This window comes from Streptodolium elevatio, assembly GCF_053592165.1.
In genome coordinates, this window is the sequence record NZ_JBSFVE010000002.1 from 12,063 (window position 1) to 32,981 (window position 20,919).

At 70.9% G+C, this 20,919-nt stretch carries 19 protein-coding genes; 11 read left to right on the top strand and 8 right to left on the bottom strand.

Annotation, left to right across the window (positions count from 1 at the left end):
* Nucleotides 1-61: 61 nt before the first annotated feature.
* The 5 genes from ACWD12_RS04145 to ACWD12_RS04165 form a co-directional block, all read right to left on the bottom strand.
* Nucleotides 62-1,084, bottom strand: a complete 1,023-nt coding sequence (locus ACWD12_RS04145) for a YihY/virulence factor BrkB family protein (RefSeq protein WP_450098225.1) — start codon at nucleotides 1,082-1,084, stop codon at nucleotides 62-64.
* Between the two features lie 168 nt (nucleotides 1,085-1,252).
* Nucleotides 1,253-2,332, bottom strand: coding sequence for an Ldh family oxidoreductase (locus tag ACWD12_RS04150; RefSeq protein ID WP_450098226.1), 1,080 nt, complete (start codon nucleotides 2,330-2,332; stop codon nucleotides 1,253-1,255).
* Nucleotides 2,333-2,414: 82 nt separating this feature from the next.
* Nucleotides 2,415-4,100: an AMP-binding protein gene (locus ACWD12_RS04155; RefSeq protein ID WP_450098227.1), complete on the bottom strand. Its 1,686-nt coding sequence runs from the start codon at nucleotides 4,098-4,100 to the stop codon at nucleotides 2,415-2,417.
* Between the two features lie 9 nt (nucleotides 4,101-4,109).
* Entirely contained in the window at nucleotides 4,110-5,624 is a 1,515-nt protein-coding gene (locus ACWD12_RS04160) for an aldehyde dehydrogenase family protein (RefSeq protein WP_450098228.1), read from the bottom strand.
* A 310-nt stretch (nucleotides 5,625-5,934) separates the two neighbouring features.
* Nucleotides 5,935-6,138: a hypothetical protein gene (locus tag ACWD12_RS04165; protein WP_450098229.1), complete on the bottom strand. Its 204-nt coding sequence runs from the start codon at nucleotides 6,136-6,138 to the stop codon at nucleotides 5,935-5,937.
* 601 nt (nucleotides 6,139-6,739) lie between these two features.
* Here ACWD12_RS04165 and ACWD12_RS04170 point away from each other — a divergent pair.
* From ACWD12_RS04170 to ACWD12_RS04190, 5 genes are all read left to right on the top strand, one after another.
* On the top strand, nucleotides 6,740-8,473 hold the full coding sequence (locus tag ACWD12_RS04170) for an ABC transporter ATP-binding protein (RefSeq protein ID WP_450098230.1): 1,734 nt from the start codon (nucleotides 6,740-6,742) through the stop codon (nucleotides 8,471-8,473).
* Nucleotides 8,470-10,359: an ABC transporter ATP-binding protein gene (locus ACWD12_RS04175; protein ID WP_450098231.1), complete on the top strand. Its 1,890-nt coding sequence runs from the start codon at nucleotides 8,470-8,472 to the stop codon at nucleotides 10,357-10,359. Before ACWD12_RS04170 ends, ACWD12_RS04175 begins: the two co-directional genes overlap by 4 nt.
* Nucleotides 10,360-10,438: 79 nt before the next feature.
* Entirely contained in the window at nucleotides 10,439-10,585 is a 147-nt protein-coding gene (locus ACWD12_RS04180) for a hypothetical protein (RefSeq protein ID WP_450098770.1), read from the top strand.
* A gap of 8 nt (nucleotides 10,586-10,593) precedes the next feature.
* Nucleotides 10,594-10,773 (top strand): hypothetical protein, encoded by a 180-nt coding sequence (locus tag ACWD12_RS04185; protein WP_450098232.1) that lies wholly within the window; start codon nucleotides 10,594-10,596, stop codon nucleotides 10,771-10,773.
* Between the two features lie 89 nt (nucleotides 10,774-10,862).
* The gene (locus tag ACWD12_RS04190; protein ID WP_450098739.1) at nucleotides 10,863-11,969 is read left to right on the top strand and encodes an aldose epimerase family protein; all 1,107 of its coding nucleotides are present in this window, start codon (nucleotides 10,863-10,865) and stop codon (nucleotides 11,967-11,969) included.
* On the opposite strand, the gene ACWD12_RS04195 is transcribed toward ACWD12_RS04190, so the two are convergent.
* Nucleotides 11,944-12,261, bottom strand: coding sequence for a hypothetical protein (locus ACWD12_RS04195; RefSeq protein ID WP_450098771.1), 318 nt, complete (start codon nucleotides 12,259-12,261; stop codon nucleotides 11,944-11,946). The two genes, ACWD12_RS04190 and ACWD12_RS04195, sit on opposite strands and share 26 nt — an antisense overlap.
* Before the next feature lie 271 nt (nucleotides 12,262-12,532).
* Here ACWD12_RS04195 and ACWD12_RS04200 point away from each other — a divergent pair, with 271 nt between their 5' ends.
* Nucleotides 12,533-13,315 carry an MHYT domain-containing protein gene (locus ACWD12_RS04200; protein WP_450098233.1) on the top strand — a complete coding sequence of 261 codons (783 nt, stop codon included), beginning with the start codon at nucleotides 12,533-12,535 and terminating at the stop codon, nucleotides 13,313-13,315.
* Between the two features lie 86 nt (nucleotides 13,316-13,401).
* Here the strand turns inward: ACWD12_RS04200 and ACWD12_RS04205 are convergent, their stop codons facing one another.
* Nucleotides 13,402-14,178, bottom strand: coding sequence for an SDR family NAD(P)-dependent oxidoreductase (locus ACWD12_RS04205; protein ID WP_450098234.1), 777 nt, complete (start codon nucleotides 14,176-14,178; stop codon nucleotides 13,402-13,404).
* Nucleotides 14,179-14,354: 176 nt separating this feature from the next.
* Here ACWD12_RS04205 and ACWD12_RS04210 point away from each other — a divergent pair, with 176 nt between their 5' ends.
* The 3 genes from ACWD12_RS04210 (at nucleotide 14,355) to ACWD12_RS04220 (ending at nucleotide 16,908) form a co-directional block, all read left to right on the top strand.
* Nucleotides 14,355-15,221 (top strand): helix-turn-helix transcriptional regulator, encoded by an 867-nt coding sequence (locus tag ACWD12_RS04210; protein WP_450098235.1) that lies wholly within the window; start codon nucleotides 14,355-14,357, stop codon nucleotides 15,219-15,221.
* Nucleotides 15,222-15,394: 173 nt separating this feature from the next.
* Nucleotides 15,395-15,754, top strand: a complete 360-nt coding sequence (locus tag ACWD12_RS04215; protein WP_450098236.1) for an MmcQ/YjbR family DNA-binding protein — start codon at nucleotides 15,395-15,397, stop codon at nucleotides 15,752-15,754.
* A 203-nt stretch (nucleotides 15,755-15,957) separates the two neighbouring features.
* On the top strand, nucleotides 15,958-16,908 hold the full coding sequence (locus tag ACWD12_RS04220) for an FkbM family methyltransferase (RefSeq protein ID WP_450098237.1): 951 nt from the start codon (nucleotides 15,958-15,960) through the stop codon (nucleotides 16,906-16,908).
* A 102-nt stretch (nucleotides 16,909-17,010) separates the two neighbouring features.
* On the opposite strand, the gene ACWD12_RS04225 is transcribed toward ACWD12_RS04220, so the two are convergent.
* On the bottom strand, nucleotides 17,011-17,355 hold the full coding sequence (locus ACWD12_RS04225) for a DUF6355 family natural product biosynthesis protein (RefSeq protein ID WP_358356553.1): 345 nt from the start codon (nucleotides 17,353-17,355) through the stop codon (nucleotides 17,011-17,013).
* A gap of 455 nt (nucleotides 17,356-17,810) precedes the next feature.
* On the opposite strand from ACWD12_RS04225, the gene ACWD12_RS04230 reads away from it, so the two are divergent.
* Both ACWD12_RS04230 and ACWD12_RS04235 read left to right on the top strand, forming a co-directional pair.
* Nucleotides 17,811-19,190, top strand: coding sequence for a choice-of-anchor A family protein (locus tag ACWD12_RS04230; RefSeq protein ID WP_450098238.1), 1,380 nt, complete (start codon nucleotides 17,811-17,813; stop codon nucleotides 19,188-19,190).
* Nucleotides 19,191-19,316: 126 nt separating this feature from the next.
* The gene (locus ACWD12_RS04235; protein ID WP_450098239.1) at nucleotides 19,317-20,846 is read left to right on the top strand and encodes a PAS domain-containing protein; all 1,530 of its coding nucleotides are present in this window, start codon (nucleotides 19,317-19,319) and stop codon (nucleotides 20,844-20,846) included.
* The last annotated feature ends 73 nt before the right edge of the window (nucleotides 20,847-20,919 follow it).

Sequence of the window (20,919 nt, forward strand, 5' to 3'; positions counted from 1 at the left end):
AGGGAACTCCCGTCGAGTGGTCGGGTCGGAGACGGCGGACGGCGCGGACGGGGGCCGGGTCTCACCCGGGGGGATCCTGGGCGTGCCGGCGTTCTTCGGCGGACCAGGTACGGGTGTCGCGCGGCTCGACGTACGGTTCGTCGCCGGGCGGGTGACCTCCTGCGATGGCCCGCTGCCGGGACAACTCGGCGTCGAACTCCAGGCCGAGGAGGATCGCCAGGTTGGTCACCCACAACCACACCAAGAAGACGATTACCCCGGCGAACGTGCCGTACGTCTTGTTGTAGGTGGCGAAGTTCGCGACGTACAACGCGAAGCCACCGGACGCCAGCAGCCAGATGACCAGGGCGAGGAAGCTTCCCGGGGTCACCCAGCGGAATCCCCGGCCCTTCGCGTTCGGTGCCGCCCAGTACAGGATCGCGATCATCACGACCACGAGCACCACGAGGACGGGCCACTTGGCGATGTCCCACACCGTGACGGCCGTCCCGCCCACACCAAGGGCCTCACCGGCCTGGCGCGCGATGCCGCCGGTGAACACGACCATCAACGCGCTGACACAGGCCAGCACCATCAACACGACGGTGACCGCGATGCGCAACGGGGTCAGCTTCCACACCGGACGCCCCTCGGCGACGTCGTAGACGACATTGGAAGCCCGGATGAAAGCCGCCACGTACCCGGACGCGGACCACAACGCCATCACCAGGCCGACGACCGCCAGCACCGAGCCGACCCCGGCACCCGCCTGCAGTTCGCGCACGGCATTGGTGATCACGTCGCGCGCCGCGCCGGGGGCGAGCTGATCAACGTTGTCCAGGATCTCCCGGGTCGCCGACTCCCCCGCGATGCCCAGCAACGACACGAGCACCAGCAGTGCGGGGAACAGCGACAACACTCCGTAGTACGTCAACGCGGCGGCGCGGTCCGACAGTTCGTCTTCCTTGAACTCGGCCACGGTGCGCTTGAGCACGCGCCACCACGACCGCTTCGGAAGTTCCGAAGGCTCGTCCGGGGCCTCGCGCTCCACTTCCGGGTCCGGGCCGGGGCGCGGCTCCTCGCCTCTCCTTGGTACGTCTGGCATGACCCGCCGCTATCCGAAATCCCGCCGCCCATGCCCGGCAATCCCGCCAAAAGCCTCTCCGTCGATACCGGCCCGCGCCCGGTTGCGCCACGCGGGGGGCCTGCCCGGTCGTGGCGGCGCGCCAGAGCCGACATCCGCCGGTCACCGAGGGGTCGGCGTCCCGGGGCCTCAGTCGAGACCGGGGACGCCGAGCTCGGCGGCGTGGGCGTTGGTCTCCGCGCGCAGCGCGGCCGGCAGGGGGATGCCGGACTCCTCCCGTACGCGGCGGCGCTCGTGCTCCAACTGGCCCGGTACCAGGATGCGGTCGACACCCTCGGCGGTCTCGCCGGAGCGGAGGTCGCGGACGAGAGTGTCCACCCGGGCGGTGAACTCGGGCAGCGGCATGAAGCGCGCCGGGTCGACGGCGATGAAGACGAACCCCTTGGCGACCCGGTCTCGGCCGTGCGCGGGGGACGCCGTGTGCTCGGTCCGCCCGAAGCTGCTTCCGGCCAGCACCCCGCCGAGCAACTCGACCAGCAATGCCAGGCCGTAGCCCTTGTGTCCGCCGAACCACTGGAGGTGGTGGACCGACGCGGCCTCGGGGTCGGTGGTGGGGACGCCCCGCACGTCATTGGCCCATCCGTCGGGAATCCGCGTGTCACCCCGCTTCTTCGCCAGCAGCAGCTTGTTGCCCGCGACCGCGGTGGTCGCCACGTCGTACACGACCGGCGGTTCCTCCCCGGCGGGCACGGCGTACGAGAGCGGGTTGGTCGAGAACATCTGGGTGATCCCGCCGTACGGCGGGACTATGGTCGGACCGTTCTGGAAGCAGAGGCAGATCCGGCCAGCGCGGGCGACGCGTTCCGTGTACGCGGCCAGGGCGCCCAGGTGGGTGCTCTCGCGGACGGCGACGACGGCGACACCGTGTTCCGCAGAGCGCTCGATCAGCAGGCGCGCGGCCTCGAGTCCGGCGATCTGCCCGAATCCCAGACCGCCGTCCAGGAGCAGCGTCGACCCTTGGTCGTCGAGGATCCGGGGGCGCGCGGTGGGGTTGATGTGTCCGGCGCGGAGGCGGGAGACGTACAGGCCCATCAGGTGCGTGCCGTGCGAGTCCACGCCACGCAGGTCGGCCTCGACGAGCAGTTCGGCCACGGTTGCGGCGTCGGCGGTGCCGGTGCCGAGTGCCTCGAGGATTCCGGCGAGCACCTTGCGCAGTTGGCCGGCGTCCACCGGTATCGGTCCGTCCGCTTCGACCAGGGGATCCGGCATGCGGTGCTCCTTTGGCTCACGAGTGCTCAGGTGCTCGGGTGCTCGGGTGCTCGGGGACCGGCCCGCGACGGTCGGCGAGACGTCACATGTGTCTCGCCGCCTCGCGGTCCCAGGTGGCCGCACCGACCCCCCGGTCACGTAGTACGTGCTTTTGCAGCCGCAGCGACGTGGTGTTGCGCGGCAATTCGGCGACGACGTCGACGTACCGCGGCACCATGTAGCCAGGCATGCGGTCGGTCAGGAACTCCACCAGCGCCGCCGGGTCCACGGCGCCCTCGTCATCGGGTACGACGGCGACCATCACCTCGTCGCCGCCCAGGGCGGCCGGGACGGCGAACGCGGCGCATTCGGCGACCGACGGGTGCTCCAGGACGAAGTTCTCCACCTCGAACGACGAGATGTTCTCGCCGCGGCGCCGGATGGCGTCCTTCATGCGGTCCACGAAGTAGAAGCGGCCCTCCTCGTCCTGCCGGAAGGCGTCCCCGGTGTGGAACCACCCGTTGCGCCACGCCGCGGCCGTGGCCTCGGGGTTGTTGTGGTACCCGGCGTTGAGGGTCCACGGCGCCGCCGTGCGCACCACCAGTTCCCCTGTCTCGCCGCAGGGCAGGGGCAGATCGTTCGCGTCGACGACGCGCGCCTCGGCTCCCAGCGGCCCGGGGCGGACCTTCCCACTGGTCTGCCAAGGGCCGTGGTCCCAGCCGGTGGCGATCACCGCAGGCACCTCGCTCATCCCGTAGCAGGTGGCCACCCGTACTCCGAAGCGCTTCTCGAAGGCCTCCATCTCCGGGATCATCGGCCCGAGGATCAGGCTCTGCAGCGGGTTCTCGGCGTCGTCCGGGGACGGTGGCCGCGCGGCCAGGATCGCCGTCATCGGCCCGGCGATCCCGGCGGCGACGGAGCCGGTGGCCCGGACGTCCGCCCAGAAGTCGGTGCCGCTGAAGCGGTCCCGGGTGACGAAGCGGGCGCCGCGCGCGGTGGCGTACTGCAATGCGCCGAGCCCCGAGACGTGGAAGAGCGGCACGGGGGCGAACAACCCTTCACCGCACACCACGGTGTCCTCGGGCACCCAGCCCCAGTGCCCCGCCATCGCGGCCCATGGCGTCAGGACTCCCTTGGACGGTCCGGTGGTCCCCGACGTGTAGATGACGGACGCGAGTTCGTACGGTTCCGGGCCGTGGAAGTCGGGGATTTCGTCGACGTCCGCGAACAGGGAGGCGGCGGTGCGCACGTACGCCGCGTACCCCTCGAGAGCCGGTGCCTCCCCGTCGGTCACCACCACCAGGCGCATCTTGGGCAGTTCCGGGAGGAGGGCCAGAACCCGGTCGGCGAGGTCCCCGGACACGACGACGGCGACGCTGTCGGAATCGCCGAGGATGTGCGCGAGCATGCGCCCGAAGTAGGCGGTGTTGACGGGTACGCACACATGGCCGCCGATCCCGCAGGCGAGCCACACGCGTGCCGCGTCGAGCGGGTCGGAGAGCAGGTACGCGATGTGCTCCCCGGGTGTGACCCCGGCCCGGTGCAGGGCGGCCGCCCACGACAGTACGTCCGCCTCGGCGTCGCGATAGGTGATCCGGCGGCCGTCGCGGTGTTCGAGGAAGACCGACTCCGGCGTGTCCCGCGCCCAACGGCGCAGCGCGTTGGGGGCCAGCTCGACGCGGTCGACGAGCCCGACCGGATCGGCCTTCCGCTCCGCGGTCGATGGGTCCTGGTCGGGACGGAGCACGGGCACCTCCAAGCTGATGGCGGCGGTGGTCGCCGTCCGCACGTCGACGACTCAGCCGATCGGGACGTACACGTTCTTCGAGCGCAGGAACTCGGCGATGCCCTCCCGGCCGCCTTCCTTGCCGTAGCCGCTGTCGCGGAATCCCCCGAAGGGGGCGGCGGCGGGCAGTGCGGCGAAGCCGTTCACCGACACGTACCCGGCATCGAGAGCGGCGGCCACGCGATGGGCCCGTTGCAGGTCACGGGTGTGGACATACCCCGCGAGGCCGTAGGGGGTGTCGTTGGCGAGGGCGACGGCCTCCGCCTCGTCGCGGAATGCGGTGACCGTCAGGACGGGCCCGAAGACCTCGGTCCGCGCGATGGCCGACCGCGGGTCGACGCCGTCGAACACCGTCGGCTCCACGAAGTGCCCGCCGCGCAGGCCCTTATCGCCTACGCGCCCTCCCCCGAGGATTCGGCGGCCGGCCTCCTCCTCGTCGGCCTCCCGGATGAGGCGGAGGATGCGTTCGGCGTGCGGGCGGCTGACCACCGGGCCGATCTGGGTGCGGGGGTCGAGCGGATCGCCCAGCGGCATCGCGCCGATCGCGCGTACGGCCCGCTCCAGGACCTCGTCGTGGACATCCTCGTGGACCAGGAGCCGCGTCGGCATGACGCAGCCCTGCCCGCTGTTGCGCATGCAGACCCCGCCCGCGAAGAGGCCCGCCGCGTCGAGGTCGGCATCCGGGAAGACCAAGTTCCCCGACTTGCCGCCGAGTTCCAGCACGACCGGGGTGATGTTGCGGGCGGCGCCGACCAGGATCGCGCGGGCCGCGTCGATGCCGCCGGTGAAGCTCAGCTTGTCCACCCCGGGATGCGCGACCAGGGCCTCCCCGGCCGCGACTGCGCCCGGGACGACGTTGACGACGCCTTCGGGGAACCCTGCTTCCAGCGCGAGCCTGCCGAAGATCAGCGAGCTGAACGGGGCGAGTTCCATCGGCTTGACCACGACGGTGTTGCCGGCCGCGAGGGCGGCACCGGCCTTGCGGGCGACCGACGAAATGCCGCCGTTCCACGTGGAGATCACTCCGATGACACCGTACGGCTCCGGCAGTGTGTAGTCGAACGCCTTCTCGGGGAAGATCGGCACGACCCGCCCCTCCAACTTGTCGGCCAGCCCCGCGTAGTACTCCAGGTAGTCGGCGGCCCGGCCGGGCATGGCCCGTGACCCGGTGATCGGCGAGCCGCACTCCAGGGTCAACACCTGTGCGATGGACTCCGTCTGACGGCGAATCAGCCCGGCCAGGCGCAGCAGCACGTTGCGCCGTTCGTCCGGCCGCCATCCGCGCCACACCGCGGACGCGGCGCGCGCGGCCTCCACCGCACGGTCGACCTCGCCGGCACCGGCGAGAGGCACGCGTGCCTGGACGCGCCCGGTGGCGGCGTTGACGTGCTCGAACTCCCCGCCCGAGCCGTGCTCGTGCTCCTCCGCCCCGATGAGGACGGTCATGCGCGGCAGGAACTCGGCTGCCGCGGCCCGGTGTCGCTCCTCGTCCACCGGGACGAGGACGTCCGCAGCCGTCGTGGTCATCGTGGTGCTCCTTGGTCTCCGTCCGGCCGCCGGGGAACCTCCGGTGACACTCAGAGCCGCTCGACCTTCTGGTTCACCGTCACCGACACATGTCCTCCCGACCGTTGCCCCGCGTCCGCCACCCTCGCACCAGCCTGCATATTGTATATTCCACACCTCCCCACGGCACTACCCACAAACCGCAAACCCCGGCGACGATGACCGCTCACCTGACGCGCGCCTCCGCGAAACCCGAGACAGGTCCCACATCGGCAAACCGGACATTCACCGCCGCACGGCAGCGTTCAGCAGACATTCGCGGTCGCCACGGCTAATCAGCCCGTCCGGGCGCCTGATCGAACACTCCTTGGAACAGGGCCGGAATGTCGGCAGTACACCCGGGAATCTGCGACCACGCGACGACGGCGCAGCCCAGCAGTGCGGGATGGTCGTGGAAGGCTTGCCCCGCCTTCGGATACTTGCGACGGAACCGAGCGACAGCGGCCTCTTTGGCCGCCGCGTCCAGCACGCACATCTGCCCGCCCCTCTCCCGTGACATCGCCCCCGGTGGACGTCGCCGGAAACGAACTCTCCTCAGTGCGCGACGTCGAACGCAAGCACATTCGTCCATCCGGACCGGCCCTCGTTGCGCCGGTCAGCGGCGGCCGCGGAACTCGGCTTCTACGGTGGCCTCTTCGAGGGCTTCGCCGCCCTCACGGCTGCGGCATCAGCCGAGTTCGGGTTACCAGGTCCAGCGTGGACCACCTCCACTGAGCCGGGTTGCCGCATCGCGGCGAGGCGCCAGGCCCTGACTTCCCCCAGGCCCTGACGCCAGTCGGCAACCGCCGGCCATTTCGCGTACGCGATCCACTATTTTTCCGGGCCTAGCGCGCCCCGCCACCGAGACGAGGCAGGCGACACAAGGCTCCGAGCTCCCCACCTTCCCTGGCGACGCCGCCCTGATGGTTGCGCAGACTGACGGGCGTGGGTAATCTGCGCTCAGGTAGCGCGCGCTACCACGCATCGGGTCGCTCGGGCCGATCACTGCCAGGTGGGGGGCCACGGGGCACAACTCCGCGGCCCGTCCACTCCAACTCCCTGCCGCGGGCAGGTCCGAACTGCCATGAGAGGGCTGCGTGCTGATCCGCCTCGTCCGGGCCCACCTCGCGCCCTACCGCCGCTCCGTGGCGGTGATTGCCGTGCTCCAGTTGGCGCAGACCGCGGCGACGCTCTACCTGCCCAACCTCAACGCCGACATCATCGACACCGGCATCGCCCACGGGGACCACGGCTACATCGTCCGCGTCGGCACGGTCATGGTCGCCGTGGCGCTTGTGCAGTTGGTCTGCTCCTACCTTGCCGTCCGGATCGGGGCGCGCGTCGCGATGGCACTCGGTCGCGACCTGCGGCGTTCGGTGTTCGCCAGGGTCCAGGCGTTCTCGGTACGCGAGATGGCACGGTTCGGGGCGCCGTCGCTGATCACCCGCACCACGAACGACGTCCAGCAGGTCCAGATGCTGGTGCTCCTCACCCTGACCCTGATGGTGTCGGCACCCATCATGTGTGTCGGCGGGATCGTCCTGGCCGTCGAGCAGGACGCGCCGCTGTCCCTCGCGCTCGTCGTCCTCGCACCGGTGCTCGGCATCGCCATCGGGGCGATCCTGCGCGGCCTCGCTCCGCTTTCGAACGCCATGCAGCGCAGCATCGACTCCGTCAACCGCGTCATGCGCGAGCAGATCACCGGACTTCGTGTCATCCGCGCGTTCGTCAAGGAGGACCACGAGAGCCGCCGCTTCGCCGCCGCCAACACCGAACTCACCGACGTCTCGGTACGCGTCGGCCGGCTGATGGCCCTGATGTTCCCGGCCGTCATGACCATCGTGAACGTCGCGAGCGCGGCCGTCCTGTGGTTCGGCGCCAAGCGCGTCGACTCCGGCGACATGACCATCGGCGCGCTGACCGCCTTCATCAGCTACCTGCTGCAACTGCTCATGGCCGCGGTCATGGCGACGTACATGCTGCTGTGGATCCCCCGCGCCGAGGTGTGCGCGGGCCGCATCGTCGAAGTCCTCGACACCGAAAGCTCGGTGGCTCCCCCGGCCCGCCCCGTGCGCGGCCTCGCCCGGCGCGGCCACGTGGAGATGCGCGGCGTGGGCTTCCACTACCCGGGCGCGGAAACCGGTGTCCTGGACGGCATCACCCTGTCCGCCGGCCCGGGCCAGACCACCGCGGTCATCGGCGGCACCGGCAGCGGGAAGAGCACGCTGCTCAGCCTGATCCCCCGGCTGTCCGACGCCACCGCGGGCACGGTCCTCGTCGGCGGAGTCGACGTACGCGACCTCGACCCGGGACTGCTGAGCCGAACCGTCGGGTACGTCCCGCAGCGCCCGTACCTCTTCTCCGGCACCATCGCCTCGAACCTGCGCTACGGCGCCCCCGACGCCACCGACGAGGACCTGTGGCGGGCCCTGGAGACCGCCCAGGCCCGCGACTTCGTCGAAGCGCTGGCCGACGGCCTGGACGCACGCATCGACCAAGGCGGCACGAACGTCTCCGGCGGACAACGGCAACGCCTGGCAGTCGCGCGGGCCTTGGTCGGCCGACCGGACGTGTACCTGTTCGACGACTCCTTCTCCGCCCTGGACTACGCGACAGACGCGCGGCTCCGCGCGGCGTTGGCCGCGGAGACCGCCGAAGCAGCCGTCATCGTCGTGGCTCAGCGGGTGGGGACGATCCGCGACGCGGACCGCATCGTCGTCCTCGACGCGGGCCGGATCGTCGGCGCCGGCACCCACCCCGAACTCCTGCGGGGCAACGACACGTACCGGGAGATCGTGCTGTCGCAACTGACCGAGGCCGAGGCGGCATGAGGAACCCCGACGGAAAGGCGCCGTCGCCGGGGCCCGAGGATCCCGCGGCGAACCGGGCCCGGGGCGGGGCGGCGCCACGGCCCCCGGACCGGTCGTCCGACTTCGGCGCGACGGCGCGGCGTACCACGGCCCTCGTCACGCGCAGGCGCGGTCTCTTCGCCGGGGTCCTGGCCACCGGCGCGCTCGGCGTCGGCCTCACCGTGGCCGGCCCGGTGCTCCTGGGCCGTGCGACCGACCTCGTGGTGTCCGGTTCCTTCGACGACGCGGGCAACGGCATCGACTTCGGCGCGGTGGCACGGATGGTGGCGTACGCCGCCGCCGTCTATCTCGCGGCCGGACTCTGCGGCGTTCTCCAGGCGCGCATGGCGACCGTGGCCGTGCAGGGCGCCGCCGAGCGGCTGCGCCGGGACGTCGAGGCGAAACTCGCCCGCATCCCCCTCGGCTACCTCGACCGCAGGCACCGCGGCGAGATCATCAGCCGGGTCACGAACGACATCGACAACCTCGCCCAGTGCGTGCAGCAGGTGCTGAGTCAGCTCGTCGTCTCGGTGCTGACCATCGTCGGCGTCGTCGCGGTGATGTTCTGGGTCTCGTGGCTCCTGGGGCTGATCGCGCTGCTCACGGTTCCGCTGTCGGTTCTCGCCGTCGCGTCGATCGGCCGGCGGTCGCAACCGGAGTTCACCCGCCAGTGGCAGCACACCGGACGCCTGAACGCGCACGTCGAGGAGATGTACACCGGGCATTCGCTCGTCAAGGCGTTCGGCCGCGAGGAGCAGTCCCAGGCGGTGTTCGACGCGGAGAACGAGCGGCTCTACGAGGCGAGCCGCCGGGCCCAGGAGGTCTCCGGACTGGTCCAGCCGCTGATGATGTTCCTCGGCAATCTCAACTACGTGCTCGTCGCCGCGGTCGGCGGCCTGCGGGTGGCCTCGGGGGCGCTGACGGTCGGCGACGTCCAGGCGTTCATCCAGTATTCGCGCCAGTTCAGCCAGCCGCTCGGCATGCTCGCCGGGATGCTCGGCATGGTGCAGTCCGGAATCGCCTCGGCCGAGCGCGTGTTCGAGCTGCTCGACGCCCCCGATCAGGCACCCGACCCGGCCGAACCGGCAAGGGCGCCCGCGGGCCTCGGCCGTGTCGCGTTCGAGGACGTGTCGTTCCGCTACGTCCTCGACACCCCGCTCATCGAGGGGCTTTCGCTGGTCGCCGAACCGGGGCACACCGTCGCGATCGTCGGCCCGACGGGCGCGGGCAAGACGACCCTGGTCAACCTCCTCATGCGCTTCTACGAGGTCACCGGCGGACGGATCACCCTGGACGAGGTCGACATCGCGGCGATGTCCCGCGCGGATCTGCGCTCGCGTATCGGCATGGTCCTCCAGGACACCTGGTTGTTCGGCGGCACCATCGCCGAGAACATCGCGTACGGCGCCGCGCACGCGACGCGCGACCAGGTCGTGGAAGCGGCGAAGGCCGCGCACGCGGACCGGTTCATCCGCACGCTGCCCGACGGCTACGACACGGTGATCGACGACGAGGCCGGCTCCGGAATCAGCGCGGGCGAGAAGCAACTGCTCACGATCGCCCGGGCGTTCATGACCGATCCGACGATCCTCGTACTCGACGAGGCCACCAGCTCCGTCGACACCCGCACCGAGGTGCTGATCCAGCAGGCGATGACCCGTCTGCGCCAAGACCGGACGGCCTTCGTGATCGCCCACCGCCTGTCCACGATTCGGGACGCCGACACCATCGTCGTGATGGCGGGCGGAGCCATCGTCGAACAGGGCTCCCACGAACAACTGGTGGGCGCGGGCGGCGTCTACAGCCGGCTCTATGCCGCCCAGTTCGCCGACGCCGCGGCCGAGGTGGACCGGCGGACCGTGAACTGACGGAGGAGACGCAGGCGGGGTAGGACAGCCATGGCGGCGAGCCGCACACCGTGGCTCAGTGAAGACACAGGACAGCGACATGGAACGCATCGAAGCCCGTCCGGCCGGGGCCCCGGGAAGACTCAAGTACCTCGCGGGATCGGAGTCCGGCATGGACGTCTTCGTCAACGACATAGCCCCGGAGCGGGCCGCCGCGATGCTCCGCGAGGCGGTGTCCGACACATGAGGCCGCCGGTGACCGACGTCGATCGGCGCCACGCCGTGGCCCGTGCGGTCACATCGGCCGCCGAGCGGAACCGCCTTGCGGAACCCGCGGTCTTCACCGTCACGCCGGCCCAAGGAGCGCGCCGCCTGCCGCTCGGCGAACGGGAGTCCGGAGCCGCGGGTTCGACCGGTGCGGCGGTGTCGGCATGAGGGCACCCGGAGAAGACGAGGTACCCGTCGACGCGGCACAGGCCGCCGGGCCCGAGGAACCGGGTGGCTTCGACGCCTTCCCTCTGCCCGTGGCCGCGCCGACGGTGCGTCGGGAACGTTTCGGTACCGCCCCGGACGGCACTCCCGTGCACCGCTGGACGCTCGCCTCTCCGTCGGGCGTCGAAGCCGCGGTGTTGTCCTTCGGGGCGGTCCTCCAGTCGTGCCGCGTCCCCGACCGCGCGGGGCGGCCCGGGAACGTCGTGCTCGGGCTGCCGAGCGTGCCCGACTACGCGGCGGACGACGCGTACCTCGGCGCGGTCGTCGGCCGCTACGCGAACCGCATCGCGCACGGCGGGTTCGAGCTCGACGGGGTTCGGTACGTGCTGCCGACCAACGATCGCGGGCACACACTGCACGGGGGGCCGGACGGGTTCCACCGGCGGGTGTGGACAGGCGCGGGCTTCGCCGACGGACGGCGCGCCGGCGTACGGCTGCGGCTGCGAAGTCCGCACCTGGACATGGGCTTTCCGGGCGTGCTCGACGTCGAGGCGACCTACACCCTCGACGCCGACGGGACGCTGGCGGTCGACTACCGCGCGACGACCGACCGCCCAACTGTCGTCAACCTCACGCAACATGCGTACTGGAACCTCGATGGGCGGTCGGCCGAAGGCGACGTGCTCGGACACTGGCTGCGTGTGGACGCCGACGCCTATCTGCCGATCGACGCGGGCGGAATCCCCTACGACGAACCGGCGAGCGTGCGAGGCACACCGTTCGACTTCGCGCCCACCCTCCAGTCCACGCCCATGTCTCTCCCCTCAGGGAACGGTCCGCCGACAGGCGTCGCACTCGGCGGCCGGACACAGTCCGCTCACCCCCAGGTCACGGCGGTGAACGGCATCGACCACTGCTTCGTCCTCCGCGACGGAATCGGCCTGCGGCGCGCCGCGTACCTCCAAGGACCGCGGTCCGGGCGGGCGTTCGAGGTCTGGACGACCGAACCGGGGCTCCAGGTCTACACGTCCAACGCGCTCGGCGCCCCTTTCGGGCGGCACGCGGCCGTGTGCCTGGAGACCCAGAATTTCCCCGACGCACCCAACCGGCCGACGTACCCGTCGCCCGTCCTGCGACCCGGCCGGGTCCACCGCTCGACCACGCAGTACCGCTTCACCCACCTGCCCGCCCGGACATAGGCACGAGCCCTCGCCTCGGCTCAGCCGGCGTTCGCCAGGGCGACCTGCCCGAGCCGCCGCGTACGTCGATGCCACTCCGCACGGCGTCGTACAGGACGGCCGGCGCGGCCGACGTGTACGCGATGCGCCGCCCGTCGTCGACGGTCGCGATGCCGTTCTCGCTGACGACGATCGGGACGTCTCCCACGACGTCATGCGTGTGCCGCAGCGCGATGTCGAGCGCGTCGCCGCTGAGCTGCACGCCGTGGTCGGCCGCGGCGTGTTCGAGCTGCCATCGGGCGCCGTCGGGCAACGGCGCTTCGCTGCCTGTCCGCAGGCGCTTCCCGGGCCGCGGGACTGCCTCGTGAGGTGTGTCGTACGACACGTGTCGGCTGTCCGGCGGCCTCTGACGTTGGTCGTCCCCTGTGGTGAAAGGCCGTTACCTGAACAGAAACGGAAAGTTTCATTCCGCACCTCCACTGTCGGCCCTACCATCGGCATGCCGTCCGACTTGATCTTCGTTGTCCGAGTTTCGAGTCCTCTTCGTCGCGGGCGCTCGCCCGCGCTCTTCAGAAAGGCCCGCGATGGGCCAGATAGACCACTTCTCGCACGGGGCCCTCACGCCCGGAATCGCGTTCGCTCTCTCCTGCGTGGGATCGGCGCTGTGCCTGACCTGTGCGTCACGCGCCCAGGCGGTGCGCGGCGCGGCACGTACCCGCTGGTTCGTCCTCGCGTCCGTCGCCCTCGGCGGCACGGCCATCTGGGGGATGCACTTCGTCGGCATGCTCGGCTTCGCCGTCAAGGGGACCGAGATCCGCTACGACGTCCTCCTCACCGTCGCGAGCCTGTTCCTGGCCATCGTGGTCGTCGGTGTCGGCATGGCCATCGCCGGACGTCCGCGCGCCGGTACGGCGGGGCTCCTGCTCGGCGGCGTGCTCACCGGCGCCGGTGTGGCCGGCATGCACTACGTCGGCATGGCCGGCATCAACATGTCGGCGGACATCGAGTACTCCGCGCCCGTCGTCGCGGCCTCGATCGTCATCGCGGTCGTCGCGGCGACCGCCGCGCTCTGGGCGGCGCTCAACGTACGCGGCCCCGCGGCGGTCGCGGGCGCCTCGGTGATCATGGGTGTCGCGGTGAGCGGGATGCACTACACAGGCATGGCCGCGATCAGCGTCGAAGGGGGCGGTTCGTCGCAGTCCGTGCACGGCGTCGCGGCGTCCCAGTTCCTCGCCCCGGTCGTGACCGGCGTGTCCTTGTTCACCGTCGTCACGCTGCTGATCGTCGCGCTGTCCGCGTCGGTCGACGAGATCCGCGAGGAGACCGAACTCGACGCCAGGCTCAACCGGTTGAGCGAACAGCGCTGAGCCACCGCGCCCAGCCGCCGGCGGCGGGGCCGATCCTTCGCGCGAACCGCCGCACGAAGCGGCGGTGGCCGACGCTTCCGCCGCCGTCAGACGGCGGGCGGGGGCGAGGGCGGACCCAGGAGCAGTCCACCATTGACGTCCAGGTTTTGGCCGGTGATCCACCGAGCGTCGTCGGAGGCGAAGAACGCGACGGCGTCGCCGATCTCGTCGGGGAGGCCCGCGCGGCCCAGGGCGGTCATGGCGGCGACGCCGTCGGCGCCGCCGGCTTCCCGGAGCCATGGGTTCATGTCGGTATCGGTGATCCCGGGTGAGACGGTGTTGACGGTGATGCCCCGAGCACCTTGGGTCCGGGCGAGCGATCGGGTGAAGACGTTGAGCGCGCCCTTCGTCATCGCGTACACGATCTCGGGCACCGCGAACCACGTGGCGCCGGACGACACGTTGACGATGCGGCCGCCGTTCCGCATCAGGCCGAGCGCGCGCTGTGTGACCAGCAGGGGAGCGCGCACGTTGACCGCGAAGAGCCGGTCGAACTGGGCGGGAGTGGTCTTCTCGACGGTGGCGTCGTAGTCGATGACCGCGGCATTGTTCACGAGAATGTCCAGCGGCCGGCCGCCGAGTCCCGCCGCAAGGCCCGCGAACAGCGCGTCGACATCCCCGTCCACACCCAACTCCGCACCTACCGCGAAGGCTTCGCCGCCCGCGGTACGGATGCCATCGACGACCGCGTCCGCCGCGGCCCTGTTGCGGCCGTAGTGCACCGCCACCGCCGCCCCTTCGCTCGCCAGCCGTTCGGCGATCGCCCTGCCGATCCCCCGCGACGCACCCGTCACCAGCGCCGTCCTGCCCGTCAATGCAGCCATGTCCGCTCCCGAGCTCGCCATGGGCGCCCGCATCCCGGGCAGCCCGCCTGCCACGATCCGCGACCAGCCTGCACAGCACCCACGGCGGCCGACCACGCCCGCGCGTGCGTGGGCAGCCGCTGCCTAGCCCTCTCAGGGGCAGCCGCAATCCGCGCCGGCGTTGCACCATGGCAGGCATGGGTACGAGCAGCACCACTCTCGGCGACTTCCTGCGAACCCGACGGGGCCGACTGACGCCGTCCGACGTGGGGATCAGGTCGTACGGAGAACGGCGGGTCCCCGGGCTGCGCCGCGAGGAGTTGGCGCAACTCGCGGGGGTGAGCGCCACGTACTACACGCGGCTCGAGCAGGGCCAGAGCCACCAGGCGTCCCGCTCGGTCCTCGACTCGCTCGCCGACGCGCTGCGACTGACCGATGCAGAGCGCGCTCACCTGCACCGGATCGCCGCCGCGGCACCGCCCGCGGCCCGCAGCCGACCGCTTTCGACAACCGTACGGCCGGGGACCCGGCAGCTGCTGGCGGCGCTCGACGACGTTCCGACGCTCCTCCTCGGCATCCGCACCGAAATCCTGGCCTGGAACACGTTGGGACACCAGCTCCTCGCCGGCCACCTCGACCCGACGGCGCCGGATCGCGAGGCGGACCGGCCGCATCTCGTCTCGATGCTGTTCCTCGACGAGCATCACCGCGCGCTGCACCGGGACCTCGACGGGATCGCCTCATGCGCGGTCGCGACGCTGCGCATCGCGACCGGCGAACACCCCGGCGACCCGGGCCTGTCGGCCCTCGTCGGCGACCTCGCGGTACGCAGCGACCGGTTCGCCGAACTGTGGGCGGGCCATCCGGTCGCGTCTCACGGCTACGGCACGCGCCGCCTCCGGCACCCTGAAGTCGGCGACCTCGAACTGGAACAGGAGAACGTCGCCCTTGCCGACGGCTCCGGCCACGTCCTGATGATGCACAGCGCCGCCCCGGACAGCCCGTCCCACCACGCCCTCCAACTACTCCGCATGCGTGCCGCGGACGACAACGCCCGCCACTGACGCGCTCGTGGGGACCGATGAGTCCGTGCGGCCGCCGCAGTCCACCTTGTGCACGTGTTTGCGGAGAGGATGGCTGTGTACAGGACCGAGCAGGCGATGCGGGTACTGGACGGCCCACCGATGACGTACGGACAAGCCGACCCGTCCCGCCCGTGACCCAAGGGGTGCCGAGCATGGCGGTGACCGAGGACGTCCAGGCGCTGGGCACCGAGTTGGAGCGCTCGTACCCGGTGTACGTACGCGGCAGGCTGAAGTTCCGCGTCGGGCAGATCGTCTACGTGGCCTTCTCCCTCGACGAGACGGTGATGGGCTTCGCGTTCCCCAAGGAGGAGCGGGCCGACCTCGTCGCGGGCGCCCCGCACAAGTTCCAGTTGCCGTCGGCGTCCGACATGCGCTTCAACTGGGTGCACGCGGCACTGGCGGCGCTGGAGCCGACCGAGGCCCGCGAACTGGTCGTCGAGGCTTGGCGCATGGTCGTCCCCGCCAAGCTCTCCCGCGCCTACGACCTCGCCCACCCCGACGGCCCGGGCTGAGCGCGCACGGACCAGGGCCCGACACCCTCACGCTCACACACTGCCGCGGTCGGCGCCGCCCGGCCGCGGCCGCCGGTCTGGGTGGGGCGAGTGGGTGGGGCGAGTGGGTGAAGCCGGGGAACGCCCGGTGTGTCCCCGCATCCTCCCGTTGGCAACTCGATAGTTTGTTGTACCGGTCGGTTCGCTGCGAGGGGTTGGTGCCGATGCCGCTTGCCTATCTCCGTTCAGATGCCGACCGCGCCTTCGCCGTCGGCTGGCCACGCGTGCTGACGCGCGAAGCCGTCGGGGCGCTGCGGGACATGGGTACCGCCGCCCGGCTCGGGACCGGCACCAGCCGGGTGCGGGCGCCGTACTGGATGGCCCGCCGCCTGCTCGGCGCGGCCGGACGTCCGCTGGACGACGACGGACTGGTCCGGTTCACGTTGGCCACACCGCGCGACCGCGTGCGCGTATGCGTACGCAAGAACCAGAGCGACCTGCTGATCCTGTGGCAGATCTTCCTGCGCCGCTTCTACGAACTGCACGCCGCGTACGCGCTGCCCCGCGACATCGGCACCCTGGACACGATCGTCGACCTCGGGGGCAACACCGGGCTTGCGGCCGCCTACCTGACCGCCCGCTACCGCCCGTGCCGCCTGCTCACCGTCGAACCCATCGCGGAGAGCCGCGCGGTGCTGCGCCGCAACGCCGAACTGTCCGGCACGACCTGGGACATCGACGAGCGCGCGGTCAGCGGCCGGGAAGGCGACCTGGAGTTCGCGGTCAGCGCGTTCTGGGACACCTGCACCGCGGTGCCCGCGGTGCACGAACTGCGCCGCACCCGCCCCCACCGGCTCGAGAACCTCCTCGCCCGACCGGACCGGACGGTGGCCGCGACCACCGTCGAGAAGCTGTTGGACGACCACGGCATCGACCACGTCGACCTGCTCAAGGTCGACGTCGAGGGCAGCGAGGCCGACGTCTTCGCCGAACCCCAGCCGTGGATGCGGCGCGTGGACCGCATCGTCCTGGAAATCCACGACAAGTACATCGACGGCGGCCCGGTCAGGGCCACCATGCGCGCCGCCGGGCTGCACCGCGTCCCCCCGCGCACCCCGGACCCGGCGGGATTCAACCCGGTGGAACTGTACGTCCGGGAGAGCACGCCCGGATGACCGTGGCCGGCCGGCCGACCGGCCGACCACGGTCACGCCAGTCGGCGACGGCACCCGCAGTTCGCGGGAGCGGTGCGCGCTGTGCAGGTGACCATCAGGTCGTCAGCACAGACTGCCGTTGTAGTAGGCGTAGATCACACCGAACGGTCCGTAGGGCCCGAGGACGAGGTCGACGTTGGGATTGACGCAGGTGCCGCCGTTGGTTCCGTTGCCGTAGAGGATGGTGATCCGCACCGAGTACGGCTCGTTCGTGCAGTGCCGGTAGTGGGCCTCTTCGTAGACGCCAAACCGTTCCGTGTGCCATCCGCAATCCGAACCGGACGGGACGAAGGCAGCGGAAGCGGCGGGGGCGTCTGCCTGGGCGGACGGCGCGATCCACGTCAGGGACAGGGCCGCCAGGAGCGCAGCGGCGGCGGTCCCGGTCCGGAACTTCGGTCGAATCGTCACGGGCGTCATATCTCCGGTCTGTCGAATCGGTCGTGGCGGCAAGGTTGTTCGGCACGGTCGGCCGACGTGTCAGGTGGTCGGCCCAGCCGTGCGAAGCCAAGCGCCCGGTCGCGCGAACTACCTGCCTGTGCCCCGCCGTTCGGTGGAACCGGCTTGGCCCCGTCGGCGGAACTCAGCGCTCCACAACGTATTGAGGAGCCTCCAGAAAGGCTTGGAGAAAAGCGGCGACGGTGAGCGCAGGCACGGCCCGACTGAGCCTCGTCCGGGCGGCCTGGGGCCGTGCCCTCGGTCGCCGGGGGGATCGGGTTTGGGGTGTCGGAGTCTGCTTGCGGGACGATTCCCGCACGGAGCGCGGATTCCTTGAGTGTCCCTTAAGTTGCCGCTAGGCCAATATTAATCATGCGTCCGGGATTCGATAAGTCGTCCCGCCGGACGCGCTGCTAATCTTCCGCACTGTGGGAATCAACGGAATAATAATGACGCGACCGGGCGTCGTGCTCGCCACCGCCGCCGCTCTCGGCCTGGTCGGCGCAGGACCTGGTTATGCGGAGAAGGCGGACGGCCGTTCGGCGTCCTGTCCGACCATCGAGAATATGCCGGGGATCGGGCATTCTCCGCGTTTCACGGACAACAATGTGGCGCTTTACGCGGGCGGCGACTACACGGTGGACGGCGGGGCCGCGGAGGCCGAGGGACTCCTGGTGGTGAACGGGCGGGCCACCTTCGCAAAGAGTCCCGCCGGGGTTTTCAACGTCGGCCGGGTGGGCGCCGGTTCGGGTATTTTGCCGACCTCCGGCAGCGTGATGCTCGCCGTCGGTGGCGACCTGTCGATCGCCGAGGGAACGAGACTCGACGTCGGTTCGGGTCTGACGGCGGGCCCTGGGTACGGGGGTTCCGTGCAGGTGGGCGGTTCCTTGGACGCAGCCGGCGAGCTGGTGACCAATGGCGGCGCCAGTCCCTCGCGCATGGGGGCCGCCAAGGCGATCGATCCGCATGGCGGCTTCGACGGGACGCTGCGCACCGAGTCCGCGTCCCTCGGCGCGCTCGAACCGACCGGGACCGCGGTACGCACCGGCACGACGGTGACGTTCAAGAGCACCGCTGCGAGCATCGGAAACATCCAGGTGTTCTCGACATCCGCGGCAGAGCTGGACGGTACGTCGACGTTCGCTTTCGAGGATGTTCCGGAAAATTCCTCGGTCCTGATAAATGTGACCGGCAGCCGGGCCGTCTCCATTTCGCCGCTCTCCGTGGAATTCAACGGCAACCGCGTCGACACTTATTCTTCCCCAGAATACGGTCCGGCCGCGTCGCGGATCCTGTACAACTTCCGCGAGAGCACGTCGCTGACCCTGTCGGGCGGCGGCAACTTCATCGGGTCGATCCTCGCCCCGCACGCTTCGGTGGACCTGACGGCGAGTACCAACGGGCGTCTGTACGTCGGCGGGAACGTGAAAATGCACGGGACCGGCAACGAGAGCCACAACTACCCCTGGAACGGCAGGCCCGCGTTCGCCTGCCGGCCGAAGCCCGGCCCCCTCCCTCCGACCACGCCGCTCCCGCAACCCAGCCAGCCGGGTACGCCTGCCCGACCGGGTACGCCCCCACATCCCGCCCACCCGAACCCGCCCAGTTCTCCCGGACACCCGACACCGTCCACGCAGCCCCCCGGCGCCGTACCGCCGGCGTCGGGCGCACCAGGCACACCGGGAGACGGCTCGTCGCTGGCCGAGACCGGCGGGTCGGACACGACCATGCTCGCCGTCGCCGCGGCAGCCGTACTCGTAGGCGGCGCGGCTGTCCTCGCAATCGCCCGGCGGCGCCGCCGGGCGTGACAGCCCGTCGATGCCGACGACGAGCAACCGGGCGGGGCGGCCGAGGCCGCCCCGCCCGTCCCGTCCCGCTCACGGCACCACGCATCCGGCACCGACCTCGCCTCCGACTCCGAGATTGGCGTCACCGTGAACTACACAGAACTTGCCCTCAGGCAGCCGTACGTCCCGCCCGGGGCGGTGCCGTCGCCTACCACCGAGCCCGTCCCAGCCGTGGCGGGCGATGCGCCCGCCCGTCGCGCCGTACAGCTGCCGCGCATTGTCGACGCGATTCCTCAGCCGGTCCTGCTTGTGGACGTCAACGGCACCATCGTCGGCACCAACACAGCCGCCGTCGAAGTTCTCCAGGCGCCGACAACTCACTTGCTGGGACGCGGAGTTCTCGACGTCCTCCCGCAGTTCGACCTCGCCCGCACTCCCGGTGGCACAGCCGGCGACGACCGGCAGAACAACAGGCAGAACGACGGTCAGGACGACCAGCCGATACCCATGGCCGTCCGGTGCACGGACGGCTTCGAGTTCACGGCCGAAGTCGCAATCCGGGTGGTGCGCCGGGCCGATGTGGACCACGAGCCGGCGTCCTCCGCGGTTCCGGCAGCAACGTACGCCGCACACGGCCCGGTCCACGAAGACCGCGGCTTCCTGATGGTCACCATCACCGATCTGACGTTGCGGCTCGCCGCGGAGCGCGCATGCCAACGCGTCCAGCGGCAGACCGAGTTGATCTTGTACGCCGTCTCCGAAGGCATCGTCGCCGTGGACGCGTTCGGCCGGATCATGCTCGCCAACCCGGCGGCAGCGCGCTTGCTCGGACGGTCGGCGGGCGAGCTGTACGGTCGCGAACTCCTGTCTCTGGCAATGCACTCCGCCGCGGACGGCAAGTCCCTCCCGCCAGACGAGTCGACGCTGTCCGACACCCTGCGGTCAGGACGCAGCCACCACAACACAGGGGCCGTTCTCTGGGGCAGAGACGACACGTGGCACCCGGTCGAGCTCAGCACCGTGCCGGTGACGGACGAAGGCCGTGTCGTCGGCGCGATCGTGGCCTTCACCGACCAGTCCGCGGCGTACGCCGCCGCGGCGCGACGCGACCGGCTCGCCGCCGTCCTCGATCACGAACTACGCGCCCCGCTCAGCCAGATGGCGCAGGTCCTGACGCGTCTCGCCGAAGACCCGGCGGGGGTGCTGTGGCCCGAGGCCAACCGCATCCTGCGGCAACTCGCCGAGGAGTGCGGGCGCGCCACGACGCTGGCCGACCGGCTGCTGCTCCGACCGGCCGACGACTTGACGCATCCGGCAGCCGACTCCGCCCCTCGGCGACCACCCGCGTCTCGCGCCGCGAACAGCGCAACCGCCCAGGCCCGGCCCGTCTCGTGGTCGTCCCGGCGAGGAGAGGACGCCAACGATTGCGACGGCAGCCTTCGCGGCGTCCGCGACTCGCGCGACGCCCTGGACAGCCGGAATAGCCAGGACACCCGCAACACCCGCGACTCGCAGCGAAGCAGCCCTTGGAACCCGCCCACGATCACCGTGCCGGGCACCGTCGTGGACACCGGGCCGCCACACCGTCGGCACCGAAAGCCGGCCGCGGTTCCGCGCGTCGCCTGCCTCCTGGAAGCCGGTACGCCCTCACCCGGGGCACCTGTCAACGGCGGGTAGGCGGCGGCCGTCAACCGGCCGCGAACCTGACACGTGTCGAAGACGCGTGTGGCGAACGGCACTTGAGACCTCA